16 protein-coding genes and 1 tRNA gene are annotated in these 17783 nt (G+C 65.6%); 8 read left to right on the forward strand and 9 right to left on the reverse strand.

From position 1 onward, the window contains the following. The first annotated feature begins 5 nt into the window (after positions 1-5). A complete protein-coding gene (locus RFM98_RS13045) occupies positions 6-506 on the forward strand; it encodes an SRPBCC family protein (protein ID WP_320309245.1) in 501 nt (166 codons plus the stop codon). A 213-nt stretch (positions 507-719) separates the two neighbouring features. Here the strand turns inward: RFM98_RS13045 and RFM98_RS13050 are convergent, their stop codons facing one another. The 3 genes from RFM98_RS13050 to RFM98_RS13060 form a co-directional block, all read right to left on the reverse strand. Then, complete coding sequence (locus RFM98_RS13050; protein ID WP_320309246.1) at positions 720-1886, reverse strand: NAD(P)/FAD-dependent oxidoreductase; 1167 nt, start codon at positions 1884-1886, stop codon at positions 720-722. A gap of 95 nt (positions 1887-1981) precedes the next feature. Next, the gene (locus RFM98_RS13055) at positions 1982-3481 is read right to left on the reverse strand and encodes a sensor histidine kinase (RefSeq protein WP_430682299.1); all 1500 of its coding nucleotides are present in this window, start codon (positions 3479-3481) and stop codon (positions 1982-1984) included. Positions 3482-3540: 59 nt separating this feature from the next. Next, entirely contained in the window at positions 3541-4239 is a 699-nt protein-coding gene (locus RFM98_RS13060) for a response regulator (RefSeq protein ID WP_320309248.1), read from the reverse strand. Between the two features lie 722 nt (positions 4240-4961). Here RFM98_RS13060 and RFM98_RS13065 point away from each other — a divergent pair. Then, positions 4962-5840 (forward strand): HpcH/HpaI aldolase/citrate lyase family protein, encoded by an 879-nt coding sequence (locus tag RFM98_RS13065; RefSeq protein ID WP_320309249.1) that lies wholly within the window; start codon positions 4962-4964, stop codon positions 5838-5840. A 74-nt stretch (positions 5841-5914) separates the two neighbouring features. Beyond that, positions 5915-6121 carry a DUF1737 domain-containing protein gene (locus tag RFM98_RS13070; RefSeq protein WP_320309250.1) on the forward strand — a complete coding sequence of 69 codons (207 nt, stop codon included), beginning with the start codon at positions 5915-5917 and terminating at the stop codon, positions 6119-6121. A gap of 253 nt (positions 6122-6374) precedes the next feature. Here RFM98_RS13070 and RFM98_RS13075 read toward each other — a convergent pair whose 3' ends face one another. Next, positions 6375-6812: a metallopeptidase family protein gene (locus tag RFM98_RS13075; protein ID WP_320309251.1), complete on the reverse strand. Its 438-nt coding sequence runs from the start codon at positions 6810-6812 to the stop codon at positions 6375-6377. A 183-nt stretch (positions 6813-6995) separates the two neighbouring features. On the opposite strand from RFM98_RS13075, the gene RFM98_RS13080 reads away from it, so the two are divergent. The 3 genes from RFM98_RS13080 to RFM98_RS13090 are packed head-to-tail and all read left to right on the forward strand — an operon-like array spanning position 6996 to position 12818. After that, positions 6996-8066 carry an ImuA family protein gene (locus RFM98_RS13080; RefSeq protein ID WP_320309252.1) on the forward strand — a complete coding sequence of 357 codons (1071 nt, stop codon included), beginning with the start codon at positions 6996-6998 and terminating at the stop codon, positions 8064-8066. Continuing rightward, the gene (locus RFM98_RS13085; protein ID WP_320309291.1) at positions 8008-9498 is read left to right on the forward strand and encodes a DUF6504 family protein; all 1491 of its coding nucleotides are present in this window, start codon (positions 8008-8010) and stop codon (positions 9496-9498) included. Before RFM98_RS13080 ends, RFM98_RS13085 begins: the two co-directional genes overlap by 59 nt. Next, a complete protein-coding gene (locus RFM98_RS13090; RefSeq protein ID WP_320309253.1) occupies positions 9495-12818 on the forward strand; it encodes an error-prone DNA polymerase in 3324 nt (1107 codons plus the stop codon). Before RFM98_RS13085 ends, RFM98_RS13090 begins: the two co-directional genes overlap by 4 nt. 284 nt (positions 12819-13102) lie before the next feature. Here the strand turns inward: RFM98_RS13090 and RFM98_RS13095 are convergent, their stop codons facing one another. From RFM98_RS13095 to RFM98_RS13110, 4 genes are all read right to left on the reverse strand, one after another. Then, positions 13103-13351, reverse strand: a complete 249-nt coding sequence (locus tag RFM98_RS13095) for a Trm112 family protein (protein WP_320309254.1) — start codon at positions 13349-13351, stop codon at positions 13103-13105. A gap of 67 nt (positions 13352-13418) precedes the next feature. Next, positions 13419-14090: an LON peptidase substrate-binding domain-containing protein gene (locus tag RFM98_RS13100; RefSeq protein WP_320309255.1), complete on the reverse strand. Its 672-nt coding sequence runs from the start codon at positions 14088-14090 to the stop codon at positions 13419-13421. A 272-nt stretch (positions 14091-14362) separates the two neighbouring features. After that, entirely contained in the window at positions 14363-15355 is a 993-nt protein-coding gene (gene trxA, locus RFM98_RS13105; protein WP_320309256.1) for a thioredoxin, read from the reverse strand. 96 nt (positions 15356-15451) lie between these two features. Further along, positions 15452-15952: a prolyl-tRNA synthetase associated domain-containing protein gene (locus RFM98_RS13110; protein WP_320309257.1), complete on the reverse strand. Its 501-nt coding sequence runs from the start codon at positions 15950-15952 to the stop codon at positions 15452-15454. 316 nt (positions 15953-16268) lie between these two features. Here RFM98_RS13110 and RFM98_RS13115 point away from each other — a divergent pair. Both RFM98_RS13115 and RFM98_RS13120 read left to right on the forward strand, forming a co-directional pair. Then, a tRNA-Gly gene (locus RFM98_RS13115) sits at positions 16269-16343 on the forward strand. Between the two features lie 401 nt (positions 16344-16744). Continuing rightward, the gene (locus tag RFM98_RS13120; RefSeq protein ID WP_320309258.1) at positions 16745-16942 is read left to right on the forward strand and encodes a hypothetical protein; all 198 of its coding nucleotides are present in this window, start codon (positions 16745-16747) and stop codon (positions 16940-16942) included. A gap of 305 nt (positions 16943-17247) precedes the next feature. Here RFM98_RS13120 and RFM98_RS13125 read toward each other — a convergent pair whose 3' ends face one another. Further along, positions 17248-17688: an Lrp/AsnC family transcriptional regulator gene (locus RFM98_RS13125; RefSeq protein ID WP_095769871.1), complete on the reverse strand. Its 441-nt coding sequence runs from the start codon at positions 17686-17688 to the stop codon at positions 17248-17250. Positions 17689-17783 lie beyond the last annotated feature (95 nt).

Below are 17783 nucleotides of genomic sequence, written 5' to 3' on the forward strand. Positions count from 1 at the left end.
GTTAGATGCTTCAATTGTCCTTGCCGCAAGCCATGGCGAATGCGGACACGGTCATGGCCTCGGCCGACCTCCTCGCCTCGCCGGGCGAGGTCATCGCCGCGCTGGTCACCGAAGAGGTCGAGCGCTGGTGGGGTTCGTCCGAAACCTACCGGATGACCGATTGGACGGCCGATCTTCGCGCCGGCGGAAGCTGGCGCGTCACGGTGCGAACCGCCGACGGCAGGCGCCTGCCGGCCGACGGCAGATTCCTCGAAATCGAGATGCCGCGCCGGATCGTGCAGACGAGGCGCTACGACTGGGACCATCCGACGCTGGGTCGTCACGAAACGACGCTCGCCTATCTGCTGAAGCCGATCGCCGGCGGCACCCGGCTCACCATCTGCCATGGCGGCTTCGCCGGTTTCCCGGACGCGGCTGCCGAGCATGCCGAGGGCTGGGCGCGGGTGCTTGGGTGGTTGCAGGGGTATTTCGGCGGCGCGACTTCACCTTCTCCCCTTGTGGGGTGAGAAGCGGTCTGCGCAGCGGACGAAAAGCCAATTGCTTGGCTTTTCGAGCTTCGAACGCCCTGAGCTTGCGAAGGGCCGGGCAGTGTCGCCGAAGGCGACGGACGAGGGGTGCTCCAGGGAACGCCAACGTCTCACTCCGCTGGAATACCCCTCATCCGTCTCGGCGCTACGCGCCGATCCACCTTCTCCCACAAGGGGAGAAGGAGGGCGCCCTCAAATCACGTTCAGCTCCCGGAACGCCCTACCTTCCGCCACCCGCTCGTAGCCGAACGCCGTGCAATCCACCGTGCGATACCCGCCATGCACGATGAGTTCGGCAAGCGATTTGCCGACCGCCGGAGCCTGCTGCAGGCCGTGGCCGGAAAAGCCGTTGGCGAAGAGGAAGTTCTCGACCTCCGGGTGCGGACCGATCACCGCATTCTGGTCGAGCGTGTTGTAGTCGTAATGGCCGACCCAGGCGCGCGTCGGCTTGATCGCCTCGAAGGCCGGGATGCGGGTGGCTAGTGTCGGCCAGACCACCTCTTCGAACAGCGGCCAGTTGACGTCGAAATCCTTCGGATCTGGCGCGACATCGCCTTCCTCCGGTTCGGCGCCGCCGGTGAGATAGACCGAGCCTTCCGGCCGCACATAGATGCCGGAGGGATCGACCAGCAGCGGCATGTCGGCATATTTTTCACGCGCCTCGAAGACGAAGACGTTGCGCTTGCGCGGCTCGACCGGCAGCGCAAGCCCGGCAAAAGCCGCGACCTTGCCGGCGTTCGGCCCGGCGGCGTTGACGACGGTGCCGGCTTCCAGCGTCTCGCCATTGTCGAGCGAGACACCGGTGACGCGGCTACCGTCGCGCGCGATGCCGGTGACCGAAGCCGTGATGAAATCGATGTTCTTGTCGCGCAGCGCCTTGCGGAACAGCGTCAGCATCGCATGCGCGTCGAACCAGCCCTCGCCGCTGCGGCCAAAGGCGCCGGCGGTGATGCCTTCCACCGACAGCCAGGGGAAGCGGCGCGCCAGCTGCTCGGCGTCCTCCAGCACGATGTCGGCGCCCTCGGCGATCTGCGCCTCGTGATTGGCCTTGAGGATCGGCAGACCGGCCTCGCCGGCAAGGATGAGATAGCCGCCTTCGCGAAAACCGATATCGGCGTCGGCGCCGAAAGTTTCCTTCAGCCGCCGGAACAATTTCAGGGTGAACTGCGACAGGCGGATGTTTTCAGGGATCGAGAATTGCTGGCGGATCGAGGCCAGGGACAGCGTGGTCGCCGCGTGGGAGAACTGCGGATCGCGTTCGATCAGCGCGATGGAGCCGGAAAATCCCTCCTCGCGCAGATAATAGGCAACCGAGGAGCCGACGATGGCCCCCCCGATGATGACGATGTCGTAGCGCACGCTTTCGGCTCTCCAGCTCTAGAGCATGATCCCGAACCGACGGTCCGCGAAAGCGAAAAGCGGGGACCGGTTTTCGGACAAGATCATGCTCGGATTCAAACTACCGGCAAATCGATCTCGAAGCGCGTGCCGCGTTCGGAGTCAACCAGCCTGATCGTGCCATCATGCGCTTTCAGGAGGGCCACCACGATGCCGAGCCCCATGCCGGTGCCACCGGTCTCGCGCCGCGTGGTGAAGAACGGCTCGAAGATCTTGGCGCGGTTGGCGGCCGAGATGCCGCCACCATCGTCGCCGACATGGACCAACACACGCTCGCCCGCGGCCGAAGCATCGATCGCCACCTGTCGAGCGCCGTGCCGTGCCGAATTGTCGATGAGGTTGGCGAGCACGATCGCCAGGTTCTCGCCGGAAATGCCGAGGCCGATCTCGCTGCCGGCCTCGATGCGCGCCTCCAGCCTTGTGTCGACCGGCAGCAGTGCCAGCGCGCCGCCCAGCGTCGTGTTTTCGCCGCTTGGCGCCAGGTTCTCGGCGCGCGCCAGGTCGAGCAGCCGGCGCACCAGGAGATTGAGCCGCCCGGCGTCGGTGACGATGTTGTTGGAAAAGCGCCGGCGTTCGGCCTCGTCCATCGCGCCGCCGGAATCGCGAAGCAGCTCGGCCGCGCCCTGGATGGCCGTCAGCGGCGATTTCAATTCGTGCGAGACATGGGTGGCGAAGGTCTGGATACTGTCGGAGCGCGCCTGCAACTTGGTCGCCATGTCGAGGAAGGCCGTCGACAGCGCCGCCATCTCGCGCGTGCCGTGATGGTCGAGCGGCCTGATCGCCTCGCGGTCGCCGGCGGCGATGCGTTTGGTGCGGTCGATCAGCGCATAGATCGGCCGGCTGACGGTGCGGATGAACACCAGCGCGATCAACAGCGTGCCGCCGAGTATAGCGATCGCCGCCAACGTTACCTTGCCGCGCTCGCCATAGAGGTGCTTGACGATGTTGTTGGGCGTTCGCGACAGATAGACGACGCCGGCGACCCTGCCGTCGAGCTCGACCGGCAGGGCGACGAACACACGCACCCTGGTGCCCCGGCTCACCGAGTAAAGCGGTGGCGGCGGCTGGTCGGGGATCCGCAGTCTGAGCTCGCTGGCATAGGTGCCCGAAAGTGCGGTCCGCACCTCCTCGACCCCACCGAGCGACTGGCCGACCTCGTCGCCGCCGGCAATGACAACGCCATGCGGGTCGAGCAGCCTAAAGCCGGCAAGCGTCGTTTTCTGCGTCTCGTCCAGAATGCCGTCGAGCCGCGCGCCTATTGCCGCGAAGGCGGGATCGGGGGTGGCGGGAAGGGCAGCGGGGCGCGTCGGCATGACATCGTCGGAGGCAAGGTCGAGGCGCGGCTCGACCGGCTCGTAAGGATAGTTGTTGTCCCTTGCCGGATCGGCCGAGACCGGCGCCCCCAACTGTTCTTGGGCAATGCCGGCCGCGCGCACCTCTTGGGCATAGACGGCGGCGACGACCGCCCCTTGCGCAATCAGCTCGCCCTCGGTCTGGCGGATCAGCTGGTTCTCATAGAGCCGGAAGAAGAACAGCCCGACCAGCGGCAGCGCCATGACCACGATCAGGATGGCGATGACGACGGTGGCGAGCCGCGGCCGCCACCTTTCCTTGCTCAACCACCGCATCGGCCGAGCCGGAAGCCGACACCATGCACCGTGGCGATCGCGTCGGCGCAGCCGGCCGCCGCCAGCTTGGCCCGCACGTTGCGGATGTGGCTGTCGACGGTGCGTTCCGAGACATGGATGTTCGAGGCATAGGCATTGGCCATCACAGCGTCGCGGCCAAGCACATGCTGCGGGCGGGCAAGAAAGCCTTTCAGGATAGCGAACTCGATCGCCGTCAGGGTGAGCGGCTTGCCGTCGAAACGGGCTTCGTGGCTTGCCGGGACAAGCATGAGCTTGCCATGCGCGAACTGCCGGTCGCCCGCTTCTTCCTCCACGGCTGCCGGACGCGCGCGCCGCAGGATGACGTTGACGCGGGCGACCAGTTCGCGCGGGCTGAACGGCTTGGTCACATAGTCGTCGCCGCCCATCTCCAGCCCGAGGATGCGGTCGATTTCTTCATCGCGCGCGGACAGGAACAGCACCGGCACGTCGGATTTTTGCCTCAGCCGGCGGCAGACTTCCAGCCCGTCCATCTCCGGCATGCCGATGTCGAGCACGATGAGGTCGGGCGCGCGGCGTTCGACCGCCTGCAGCGCTGCCGCACCGTCGGCGACGGCGGCCGTCTTCATGCCGGCCTTCTCCAGCGCAAAGCAGATGATCTCGCGGATATGCGGGTCGTCGTCGGCGACGAGGATGTTGTGCGGCATTTAATCAGCGGCCCGGTGCGTATGGTTCGGTGGCGGCAGGTTAGTTAGATTTTAGCGCGCCGTTCCTGTCGAGATAGCGCAAAAGCCGCCGGTCGCGAAAGGCCGGTTCGCCGATGCGGCGGGAGAGTTCAAGCCAAACGATATCGCTGTCGTGGTCTCGCGCCCCTTGACAGGGCTGGGCGGACGGCATGTCGCGATCTCGGGACGAAAGGCAGAACACTCGCCGTGCGGCGCGGCCCTTGCGGCTCGACGAGCCACCAGCCTTCATTGCGCAGACGGCGTGGCAGCGACCAACGGAATTTGTGATCTGTTCGCATGCCTCCTGTTTCGCCGGCCGGCGCGGAAAGCGCGCGGCGGATTGGAGGAGCTTTTCAGCACTGCTTTGCAGATTTGGTGCAGGAGCAAATCGGTTGAGGCTGGCGCCGCCCCTCACCTGCCTGCCCGTCCTCCGCAGCAGCTGCGCTGCAGCTGCGGAGGGTGGACCGGCGTCCTCTCCCCGTAAACGGGGCGAGGGGCGCTATCATCGCCGCTTTCGCCAACCGCCAGCGTTGCAAGGTAGCCGCCGAGGCCGCAGCCAGCCCTTTCGCCCCGTTTACGGGGAGAAATGCCCGGCAGGGCAATGAGGGGCGGCGCCAGCTTTGACGATTTGCAGATGCTCGTGAGGCCGGGGTTGCTCGTGCAGCGAGCTTGCCTCGCCCGCCATCACCCGGCATAGATCGGCCATGACCGTCGACACCTATCGCCCGCGCCGCTCGGTGCTTTACATTCCCGCCTCGAACGACAAGGCGCTCGCCAAGCTCGCCTCGTTTGCCTGCGACGCCATCATCATCGACCTCGAGGATGCCGTCCTGCCCGCCGACAAGCCGGCGGCGCGTGACAAGATTGCCGGCATCCTCGCCGGTCCCGAACGGCGCTGCGAGATGGTGGTGCGCATCAATCCTTTAGCCAGCGAATGGGGCGCCGACGACCTGTTGGCCGTGGCCGGGGCCGAACCCGACGGCATTCTTCTGCCCAAGATCGGCACGCCGCGCGACATCCTCGAAGCCGGCGACCTGCTCGACGACAATTTCGCGCCGGACAGCGTGAAACTATGGGCGATGGTCGAGACGCCCAAGGCGCTGCTCAACATCGGCGCCATCGCCGAGCTCGGCCGCGATCCCGTGTCGCGGCTGGCTTGTTTCGTGGCCGGAACGAATGACCTGGTGAAGAGCACCGGCATTCTGGCAACGTCCGACCGGCGCTACCTGATGCCCTGGCTCATGCAGCTGGTGCTCGCGGCGCGGGCCGGCGGCCTTGACGTGATCGACGGCGTCGCCAATGATTTTCGCGATCTCGATGCCCTGGCGCGGGAGTGCGCCGAGGCCGCCGCCATGGGCTTTGACGGCAAGTCGCTGATCCATCCCAACCAGATCGAGCCGGCGAACCGCGCCTTTTCGCCGTCGCCCGAGAGGCTGGCCGCGGCCCGTGCAATCAGGGATGCGTTCGCGCGGCCCGAAAATGCCGGCAAGAGCGTGATTGCGATGGATGGCCGCATGGTCGAGCGGCTGCACCTGGCCGAGGCGGAGAAACTTCTGGCGAAGGCCGCCGCTGTTCGCGCATGATGCGCAAGGCGGGACAGAAACGATTTCACAGGACTGTGGGCGGCTTTCCGTCCGGTCACGACAGGATAGACACGATGAAACTCTACCGCTTCCTCACCGGCCCGGACGACGCCACCTTCTGCCACAAGGTGACGGCGGCGCTGAACAAGGGCTGGCACCTGTTCGGCTCGCCGACCTATGGCTTTGACCAGGAGGCGAAATCGATGCGCTGCGGCCAGGCCGTGGTGAAGGACGTCGAAGGCCAGGAATACACGCCGGATACCAAGCTGAGCGACTGGTAGAGGCAGGGCAGAAGGCCCTCTCGCTCGTCATCCTAGGGCGTAGCGACGCGAAGCGGAGCGCAGACCCTAGGATCCATGCCGTGACCCCTGCCGGAGGGCGCGGCGGATCAGAATTCGTGGACGATTTGCAGTGTGTGTCAGGCGGCAAGCGTCTGTTCTGCACCGCTGGTTTGGTGTTGATGGAACGGCATGGATCCTAGGGTCTGCGCGCGTCGCTTCGCTCCTTGCTTCGCCCTAGGATGACGAGGTGCGCTCACCCCAGCGCCACCTGCTCGGCGGCTTCCTCGATCCGCTCCATGTCGTCGTCCGACAGGCCGAAATGGTGGCCGATCTCGTGGATCAGCACATGGGTGACGATGTCGCCCATAGTCTCTTCGTTCTCGGCCCAATAGTCGAGTATGGCGCGGCGGTAGAGCGTGATGCGGTTCGGGCCCTCGCCGGTCTGCGGGTTCCAGCGCTCGGCGATGCCGCGCCCCTCGAACAGGCCGAGCAGGTCGAAAGGCGTCTCCAGCGACAGGTCGTCCATGATCTCGTCGGTCGGGAAATCGGCGATCTGGATGATGATCTCGCCGGTGAGCTTGCGGAACTCGTCCGGCAGATGGGCATAGGTCTCCAGCGCCAGAAGCTCCAATTCGTCGATCGACGGCGAGAGCTGGTCGTGCCAGGTGCGTGTCTTGTAGATACGGGCCATGAAATGTCCTTTGATCCCGGCATATAGGCTTTCGCGACGGTCGAGGCAAATGAGCCGGCTGGCCGTTCGCTTTCACGGTAAAAGGCGAAGGAATAAATTCCTTGTGACTCTGCTTGACTCTTCCGGGCGCCTCTGGAATCTATAGGAACATAACAGGAACAATTTCTGCCGGAAGTGAACGTCATGGCGATGAACGCCGTGGCGCGGGATACTGTTTTTGCCCTGCGCCGCCAGATCGCGAAGATCGAAGGAACGCTGCCCGAGCGCCTGCAAGCGCCGGCGCCTGGCGTGTCTGGAGCAATTCCAGGAAAAGTGCGAGGCGGTTTTCCGTCCGGAATTGCGGAAGGGCTGAACCGCTCTAACGATGCGGGCGGATCGGATATGACGCCGGATATGACGATCGTCCGGCGCGGCCTCGCCGTGGCCTCGGCGGACGCCTTCCTGCATACCGGCATCGAGCGCCTCGACACCGCCCTTGGCGGCGGCCTGCCCAAGGCGGCGCTCAGCGAGATCCATGGCTTGGAGACCCGCGATGCCGGCGCTGTCACCGGCTTCGCGCTCTCGCTCGTAAGCCTGATCCTCAGAGAGAAGCAGGGCCTGCCGATCCTCTGGGTCGGCACGTCGGAAATCTTTCATGAGGCTGGCCTTCCCTATGCCAGGGGGCTTCACGCCCTGTTCGGCATCGCGCCGGAGCAATTGCTGTTTTCCGAGGCGCCGAAGCTGCTGGACGCGCTGTGGATCGCCGAGGAGGCCGCCCGCATGACGGCCTTCGCCGCCGTCATTCTCGAGATCCGCGGAAGTCCGCAACGGCTCGACCTCACTGCCACGCGCCGCCTGCACGCCCGCGCCCAGAGCGCCGGCCGGCCGGTGCTGTTGTTGCGCCAGGCCGGCGAGGCCGACCCCACCGCCGCGCCCGTGCGCCTCATCGTTTCGGCCGCACCGGCGGCAAGCCGCGGAACGGTCGCCGGGCCGCTCGCCGGCTCGATCGGCCGTCCCGCCTTCAAAGTCGATATCGGCAAGAGCCGCACGGCCCTGCCCGGACAATTCACACTGGAGTGGAACCCAAATGAGCACGCTTTTGCAGAAAGAACAGAGAATTCTGTCGCTGTGGTTCCCGCATCTGGCCGCGGAGCGGATCCTGCGCCAGCGTCTGGGGCGGTCCTGGCGTTCCCGGCCCTCGCATCACCTGCCACTGGTGATCAGCCATCGCGACAACAACACCCAGCGCATCGCAGCCCTCGACGAGCGGGCTGAGGCGCTCAAATTGAAGCGCGGCATGGGCATTGCCGATGCCCGCGCCATGCACCCCTCGATCGATGTGGTGGAGGCCGACGCGGAAGCCGACCGCCGCCTGCTCGAAGGCCTCGCCGACTGGTGCGACCGTTACACGCCGCTGGTGGCGATCGACGCCGAGGACGGGCTGTTCCTCGACGTCACCGGCTGCACGCATCTGTTCGGCGGCGAGCGCGCCATGCAGGACGAGATCCTCACCCGCTTCTTCCAGCAGGGTTTCGATGTCCGCGCCGGCCTCGCCTCGACGCCGGGCGCCGCCTGGGCGGCGGCGCACTTCCATGGCGACCGCATCGTTGCCGGCGGCGAGGAGGAGGCGCTGCTGGCGCCACTTCCGCTGTCGGCGCTGCGCATCGCCCCGGAAACCCGCGCCAGCCTGGAGAGCGTCGGCCTGCGCACCGCCGGCGCGGTGATGGCCGCGCCCCGCGCGCCGCTCGCCCGCCGCTTCGGCGCCACTTTGCTTTTGCGCCTCGACCAGGCGCTTGGCCGCCTCGACGAGGCCGTGTCGCCGCGCCTTCCCGTCGCGCCGCTCTCGGTTGAGCGCCACCTTGCCGAGCCGGTCATGCACACCGACGATATCGAGCGGCTGGTGAGCCGGCTGGCGATCGCCTTGAAGACCGACCTCGAACGGCGCGGCGAAGGCGCAAGGACGCTGGCGCTGCTTCTCTTCCGCGTCGACGGCGCCGTCAGCCGCATCGCGGTCGGCACCTCGCGCCCGATGCGCGAGCCGCGGCTGATCCAAAAACTGTTCCATGAGCGGCTCACCGCGTTGGAGCAGAACATCGACGCCGGCTTCGGTTTCGACCTTGTGCGGCTGTCCGTGCTGTCGGTCGCCGCTTTCGACTTGGCTCAGGGCGCCCTCACCGGCGAGGCGGACGATGACGACGCCGACATCGCGCTCTTTGCCGACCGCGTCCGCGCCCGCCTCGGCGAGGCCGCCGTGCTGAAGCCGGTCGTCGTCGAGAGCCATCTGCCGGAGCGCGCCGTCGCAATCGTGCCTTTCGCGGAAGCTCCGCAAAGGCGGGCGCCGGCGACCGGCCGGGCCGCGGCGCCCCGAACAGCGCCGCCGATGACCATCTACCCGCCGGAGCGGCCGGTGCGGCTGTTCCGCTCGCCCGAGCCGATCGAGGTGCCGGCGACCGAGATCCCGGAAGGCCCGCCGATGAATTTCCGCTGGCGGCGCGCGCTTTACCGCGTCACCCGCGCCGAGGGGCCGGAGCGCATCGCCGCCGAATGGTGGCGGCAGCTTCCCGGCGAGGACGAGGCGCCGACCCGCGACTATTACCGCATCGAGGACAGCGAGGGACGCCGCTACTGGCTTTACCGCCAGGGCCTCTACAGCACCGCTCCGCAAGCCGCGACGCCACGCTGGTTCATGCATGGGATGTTCGCATGAACGCGCTGACCGTCATCCCCTATGCCGAGTTCGGCATCCGGTCGAACTTCTCCTTCCTGCGCGGCGCCTCGAAACCCGAGGAACTGGTGGTCACGGCGAAATTCTATGGCTTTGCCTCGATCGGGCTTGCCGACCGCAACACGGTCGCCGGCGTCGTGCGCGCCTGGCAGCAGGCCAGGGTCGAGAAACTTGCCTACCACCCCGGCTGCCGCCTGGTTTTTGGCGACGGCACGCCGGACATCCTCGCCTATCCCCGCGACCGCCAGGGCTGGGGACATCTCTGCCGCATGCTGACCCAGGCCAATCTGCGCGATGAGAACGAGAAGGGCGCGACGCTGCTCGAGCTCGACGACCTGCTCGAATGGGGCGATCTGATGTCGCTGGCGGTGCTGCCCGATCTGTCCGGCAGCGCGGAAGACAGTCTGCGGCTCATTAGCCGGCTTAAAGACCGCTTCGGCTCGGCGCTCCGGCTGGCCGTGGCGCCGGATTATGCCGGCAACGACCGTTTCCGCATCGAGCAGGCGGCGGCGATGTCGGAGCACGCGCGCGTCCCGCTTATGGCGACCAACGACGTGCTCTACCATGCCGCCGATCGCCGGCCGCTGCAGGACGTGCTCACCGCGATCCGCCTCAACACGCCTGTCTCCGAGGTCGGGCTTGAGCTGACCGCCAATGCCGAGCGCCATTTGAAACCGCCGCTGGAGATGGCGCGGCTTTTCCGCCGCCACCCGCAAGCGCTGGCCGAAACGCTGCGCTTTGCCGATGAGCTCGCCTTTTCGCTCAGCGATCTCGAATACAATTATCCGGACGAGCCGACCGAATCCGGTCTCGGCCCGCAGGCCGAGCTCGAACGCCTGGCGCGCGAAGGCGCGGTCGTTCGCTATCCGGCCGGTGTTCCCGACCACGTCACGCAGCGGATCGACAGCGAGCTCGCCCTGATCGAGCGCCTGAACTATGCGCGCTATTTCCTGACCGTCCATGACATCGTCAAATTCGCCCGCAGCAAGGACATTCTTTGCCAGGGCCGAGGTTCGGCCGCCAATTCGATCATCTGCTTCTGCATCGGCATCACCGAGGTCGGCCCCGAACGCATCGACACCTTGTTCGAGCGCTTCATCTCGGAGGAGCGCAACGAGCCGCCCGATATCGATGTCGACTTCGAGCATGAGCGGCGCGACGAGGTCATCGCCTATATCTACGAGAAGTACAGCGCCAAGCGCACCGCGTTGGCCGCCGCCGTCATCAGCTATCGCGGCCGCTCGGCCCTGCGCGAGGTGGCCAAGGCCATGGGCCTGTCGGAGGATGTGCGCAGCGCGCTGTCGAGCACCATCTGGGGCTGGTCGACCTCCGAGCTCGGCGAAAGGGAAGCCAATGCCGGCGGGCTCGACCGCACCGATCCGCTGTCGCGGCAGGTGCTGGAGCGCGCCAATGAGATCATGGGCTTTCCCCGCCATCTTTCCCAGCATGTCGGCGGCTTCGTCATCACCCGCGACCGGCTCGACGAGGTCGTGCCCATCGTCAAGACGGCGATGGAAGAGCGCAAGATGGTCGAGTGGGACAAGGACGACCTCGACGCGGTCAAGATCCTCAAGGTGGATGTGCTGGCGCTCGGCATGCTGACCTGCCTGAAGCGCGCCTTCACCTTGCTCAACGACCATTATCCGCGAGCCCGCGATCCGTTTGGACAGCCCTATGTGCTCGCCACCCTCCCGGAAGAAGACAGGCGCGTCTACGCCATGATCGAGCGAGCCGACACGCTCGGCGTCTTCCAGATCGAATCGCGCGCGCAAATGTCGATGCTGCCGCGCCTCAAGCCGGCAAATTTCTACGACCTCGTCATCGAAGTGGCGATCGTGCGGCCCGGCCCGATCCAGGGCGACATGGTGCATCCTTATCTGCGCCGCCGGCAGGGCAAGGAAAAGGCCGAATATCCCAAGCCCGAGCTGGAAGAGATTCTCGGCAAGACGCTGGGCGTGCCTTTGTTTCAGGAACAGGCAATGAAGATCGCCATCGTCGCTGGCGGCTTCAAGCCGGGCGAGGCCGATGAGTTGCGCCGCGCCATGGCGACCTTCAAGCGCACCGGCACGATCGGAAATTATGAAACGCGAATGGTCGAAGGAATGGTCAAGAAGGGCTATCCTAGAGACTTCGCCGAGCGCTGCTTCAAGCAGATCGAGGGCTTTGGCGAATATGGCTTTCCCGAAAGCCATGCCGCGTCCTTCGCGCTGCTGGTCTATGCCTCCTGCTGGTTCAAGACCTTCTATCCCGACGTCTTCTGCGCCGCGATCCTGAACGCGCAGCCGATGGGTTTCTACCAGCCGGCCCAGCTCGTGCGCGACGCGCGCGACCATGGCGTCGAGGTGCGTGAGGTCGACATCAATCACTCCGTCTGGGACTGCACGCTGGAGGCCACCGCCTTCGATGCGTTCCGTATCCTTGAGCGCCACGCCTCGATGCGCGGCGTCATCGAGACGGCTCACGCCGTCCGGCTTGGCTTCCGCCAGATCAAGGGCCTGTCCGAGGAGCGCATGGACGCCGTCGTCGCCCGGCGCGGCAATGGCTATCGGTCGGTCAGGGATGTCTGGCTGCGCTCCGGCCTCGATGTCGGCGAGATCGAAAAGCTGGCGCAGGCCGACGCGTTCTGCTCGATCGGCCTCGACCGTCGCGCCGCGCTCTGGGAAGTCCGCGCCCTTGACGGCAAGAGCGCCGCCGAGAAACTGCCGCTGTTCGACCAGCCGTCGCTCAGCCTGCGCGAGCTGGAGCCGGAAACGAAGCTGCCGAAGATGCCGCTCGGCGAGCATGTCGTCCATGATTACCGCTCGCTCGGCCTGTCGCTGAAGGAGCATCCCGTAGCCTTCCTGCGTGAGCGGCTAACCCGAGCCGGCGTCACCCCCAATGCCCGCTTGCCATCGGTGCGCGACGGCCGCCGCGTCTCCGTCGCCGGGCTGGTGCTGGTGCGCCAGCGTCCGGGCAAGGGCAATGCGATCTTCCTCACGCTGGAGGACGAAAAGTCGATCGCCAACGTCATCATCTGGCCGCGGGTCTTCGACCGCTTCCGCTCGATCGTCATGGGCGCGCGCTTCATCCGCGTCACCGGCAAGCTGCAGCATGAATCGGACGTCATCCACATCGTCGCCGACAGGATCGAGGACCTGACCTCCTGGCTGAGCGTGCTGCTGCACGAAGCACCCGTCATCGAGCATCAGTCGGATGGCGATGCGAACCGGCCTGCAAGCGGCAGTCTGCCGGTGCGGGAGGACATCGCGACACTGTCTGGTTCGGCACAGCAGGTCATGCCCAAGGGGCGCAATTTTCAGTAGGAACGTTTCCGGCATGATATGAAACGAAATGCGGAGCGAAAAAGCGCCTTCGTCATCCACGGGCGGAGCAAGGAGCGTAGCGACGCGGCGTAGACCCGAGGATCCATGCCGTGACCTCGGAACGCCACCTCGGTGCCGAATTCTGCTCAGCTGTACTCTATGATCAATGTCACGGCATGGATCCCAGGGTCTCCGCGACGCCGCTTCGCGACTGCTCTGCCCTGGGATGACGAGGTAAGGGACGTCCCGCCAATCTCGAAGGCCGCATGACGGCGCAAACCCGATTACGAAGGCCCGCTGAGCCGCGGCGGCGGCGGTGCCAGCATGTCCTCGGCCGAAATCGTGCGCGCCTCCGAAGGCAGCATGATCGGGATGCCGTCGCGCACCGGATAGGCAAGCTTCGCCGCGCGCGAAACCAGCTCGCCGCGCTCGGCGTCCCAGGTCAGCGGCCCCTTGGTCAGCGGGCAGGCCAGCAATTCCAGAAGCTTCGGGTCGACCTCGGCCTTGCGCCCGTCACGTCCATCCGCTGCCATGGCAATTTTCCATCCGCTGCACAGGCTTGATTCAGATCAGGCCGACCTCACCTGAATATCAATACACCTACTGGATGCTGGAGCCAAAATCGTCATCCTCGCGCGCCAGCGTCATTTCGGTGATGGCGATCAACGTGTCGGCGCGCGTCTTCAGGTCCGCCGCTTCCAGCAGCGCCTGCTTCTCGGCCGGCCCGTAAGGCGCCATCATCGACAGCGCGTTGACCAGCATGCCGTTTTCGGCGCGGCTGACGCTCTCCCAGTCGGCCTCGAGATCATTGGCCTGCAGATAGGCGCGAAAAGCCTTGAGCAGCGCCGGCCGGTCGACCTCGGCGCCGGCCGGATCTTCCTCGAGATCGGCGAGAAAGGGCGCGATCCGGCATTGCCGGAACGGCGCCTTTGCCGCGAGCTCCTGCGTGATGCGAAACCGGCACACGCCCTGCAGCGAGATCAGGTAGCGGCCGTCGCCCGTCTCGGCGAGCGAGATGATGCGTCCGGCGCAGCCGACGCTGCACAGCTCCGGCTCGCCGTCATCGCGCAATGCGCCGTCAAGGCTCGGCTGGATCATGCCGATCAGCCGCGAGCCCGCCATCGCCTGGTCGATCATCTGCAGGTAGCGCGGCTCGAAGACGTTGAGCGGCATGCGGCCGCCCGGCAGAAGCAGCGCTCCGGCAAGCGGGAACACCGGGATCGCCGGCGGCAGATCCTTGGCAAGCCGGTAGAGTGCGTTACCGACGCGCACCGCAACCCTCCCAAAGCAACGCCGGCAAGCGCATCAACCTGCAATCTCCTCTCGCACCGGCAAACTCGTCTTGACCGCCGGCCCTGCCCTTATCTGGCGCTGAAGCCCCGCTGCTCAAGCCCGCCGGCCACGTCAGCCGGCAAAAAACTTCAGAGCAATTCCAGGAAAACTGCGTAGCGGTTGGGCTCGGCGCCTTTGGCGTAACCTTCCCTCCGGAATTGCGCAAAACAAACAAAGAACGGTTCGGCGATTCTGTGAAACGCCGAGCCGCTCTACGAGAACAGCAGCGACGACAGCTTGCGCCGCGCGCCCAGCGTCGCCTCGTCGGTCATTCCCCAGGCCTCGAAGAGCTTCAACAGCTGCGCCCGCGCGCCGTCGTCGTTCCAGGTCCGGTCGGCCTTGACGATCGCCAGCAGATTATCGGCCGCCGCATCGCGCTCGCCGCGCGCGTTCTGGATCATCGCCAGGTCGAAGCGCGCCTGATGGTCGGCCGGATTGGCGGCGAGCCGGCGCTCGAGCTCGGCCGGATTGCCAAGCACCGCGGCTTCCGCCGCCAGCGTCATCTTGGCACGCAGCGCGGCCAGCGCCGGCGCGTCCTTCTTGTCCTCGGGCGCCCGGGCCAGAACGGCTTCGGCGCCTTCCGCGTCCCCGGCATCGAACAGGATCTCGCCCAGGCCCGCGATCGCCTCGATCGTCTCCGGCGCCTGCTCCAGGATCGCGTCATAGATGTCGGCCGCGGTCTGCGCGTCGCCGGCCGTACGCGCCTCGGTCGCCGCGGCAAGCGCCTCCGCGATCTGCGGCGCGCCGCCGCCCTTGCCGCCGACCTTCTGGATGAACTGGGCGATCTGGCTTTCCGGGATCGCGCCCATGAAACCGTCGACCGGCTGGCCGTCCTTGAAGGCGATGACCGCGGGGATGGACTGGATGCCGAGCTGGCCGGCGATCGAGGGATGGTCGTCGATGTTCATCTTGACCAGCTTGACCTTGCCGCCGGCGTCCTTCACCGCCTTTTCGAGCTGCGGCGTCAGCTGCTTGCAGGGCCCGCACCATGGCGCCCAGAAGTCGACCAGCACCGGCTGCCGGCGCGATTCCTGGACGACGTCGGCGGCGAAGCTGGCGGTCGTGGTGTCCTTGATCAGGTCGGCCGCCGCCGGCGCGTCGCCCAGCGAAACCTTGGCGCGGTCGCCAGCGCCATATTGCACCGTCTGGGCGTATTGGCCGCCATTGCCGCCAAACGAGCTGCTGTACGGATTGTTGTCACTCATCGTCTCGCCCTTTCGGTCGCGCTCCCGGCGTCGGCGCCCGGCGCGTCATTGTCGGATTTCGGAACCGCCCTCCATGTGGCGATCAGCCCCTGCTTTTCAAGATAATGGGACTTTCAAGATAACAGGATCGTGGCCGGTTGCCTCGACGAATCTGATCAGATCGGCTGCGGCGATCGAGGTCGTCGCCTCATTGGTCAGCGGATGGCCGTTGATGACGTCGTGGCTCATCAACTCCTGGTCGAGCACCACCTTGACCTTCCCTTCCGTGTCGTTGATCAGGCCGAAGACGGTGACCGCTCCGGGGATGACGCCGAGCAGCGCCATCAGCATCTCGGGCTTGCCGAACGACACCCGGCCGGCGGCGCCGATCAGGTGATGGATCTGCTTCAGATCGACCACGGCCTCCTCGCCGACGGTGACGAGGAAATAATTGTCCTTCTTGTCCTTGAGGAACAGGTTCTTGGTGTGGCCGCCATGGATTTCGCCGCGCAGGGCCTGCGAATCGGCGACCGTGAACAAGGGTGGATGCCGCACGGTCGAGACGGCAATGCCGAGATCGGCAAGAAAAGCGTTGAGCTCGGCTTCGGTTTTCGGCATCGGTCCTCGCATCGTCCGGCAGGGTCTTGCCGTTTACGGCCAATGGTGCCTTTGGGGCAAGGCTGCCTGCGCAATTCCAGGAAATGCGCAGCGGCTTCCGTGCAAAATTGCGGCAAGCACGAGCGCAGTTCCAGGAGGTGCATCGCGGTTTTCCGTGCGGAATTGCGATCGGTCCGGTTTCGGACCGCCCGCTTCAACGCTTCCGAAGCGAACCTCGTCGCGGAAAGAGCTCGCTCCAAAAAGACCGTCATTTCCCTGTTGCAATCGCCGCGCTCTTCGGCCATATAGGCGCGGCTTGCGGCCCAAGGCCGCGCGAGCGGGTGTAGCTCAGGGGTAGAGCACAACCTTGCCAAGGTTGGGGTCGGGCGTTCGAATCGCCTCACCCGCTCCAGTTTCCCTCCAGGGATCAAGCAACGAAAAGCCGCGGTTCACCGCGGCTTTTTCGCGTTTGGGACTTGCGAAGAGCCCGGCTGCCAATCCCCAGGATTGCGCTCGGACTGTCGGAGAGGCCGTCGATCGCGTATTTCCGCAACGGATCTCCTGCAGAAGAGATCGACGGCACAAGCCGCGCGCTAGCTTCTCCTGGCAGGTAGCGGCCATCGTGTGGAAAGTGTCGGCGGCTCATCAGACTTGGGTCGCATGCCAAAGGGACTGTAGAGCCTCTTTTGCCTGGCGTCCGACAACTGTACTGTTCGGTGAAAGTGCTGGAGAAAATCCGGCCGGGCAGTTTAGCCGGGAGCATTTCCCGCAAGTCGTTACGTTGGGGCATAACCAGATCAAAGAACATCGGTCATGGGGTACGCAGCCTTACAGGATCCATGTGATAGCTGGCTTGTCTGTGATTTGGTTTCCGGCCTTCCGGCGGAAATAGAAGGCCGGCTGCTGATCGGGCTGACGCGACAGGAAGCCGAGCAACTTGCCGACCAGGCCAATGCAGGAATTGTCGGGCAGGCCGTCAATTCGTCGGTCCCGTTCGCCGACGTCGCCTGAAGACGCCGGGCCGGATCGCCCCACCCGCTGCGATGCAGCAGGCGGATACCATCCAGCACACCTCATCGACTTCAGGGCGTGTCGACTTCAGGCCGTTCGATCCTGGGGCGGATCAATGAGCTGCATCAGCGGCTTCAGCGTGCCGCCGGCCAGGGAACCTACATGGGCGACGGCTCCGACGGAGGGTGTTATCCGACCGGCTGACGGACATCATGCAGCTACAAACGCTTTTCGGTCCGCCGATCGTCCCGAGCCTCACGAAGCTGCGATGTCACGCGGCCGGCCAGCGCAGGCTGGTCGTGCAACTACGCCAGTCGCGCTCTCGTCGTCCGTGGCGTCGCCAGCAAAAGGCTGGTTTCGCTCCCCGTTATTCCCGGGATCAGCCTTATGCGCCGCAGCACTGCGTCGAAATCGGTGAGCGTGGCGGTGCCGAGCTCCACCACCAGGTCCCAGCGGCCGTTGGTGGTGTGGATGGTCGAGACCTCGGCGAGGCCGCCAAGCGCTTTGACGACGCGGTCGGCGGCATGGCCTTCGATCTCGATCGTCATGACGCCGCGTATCTTCTGATCGACCGCATCGGCGCGCAGCACCACCGTGTAGCCGATGATCTCGCCGGATTTCTCCAGCCGCTCCATGCGCGACCTTACCGTGGCGCGTGACACGCCGAGGTCGATGGCGAGATCGGATACGCTGCGCCGCGCATCATGCCTCAACAGCGTCACCAGCTTCTCGTCGAGAGCGTCCATCTCTGTCCATTTCGATCAAATCATCTATTCAATATGATAGATCAGCCTTCTCGAAATGCCAATTTTCGCTGTTCAAACCGCCAGCCGCCGATGAT

This window comes from Mesorhizobium australafricanum (assembly GCF_033977265.1).
Taxonomy (GTDB): domain Bacteria; phylum Pseudomonadota; class Alphaproteobacteria; order Rhizobiales; family Rhizobiaceae; genus Mesorhizobium; species Mesorhizobium australafricanum.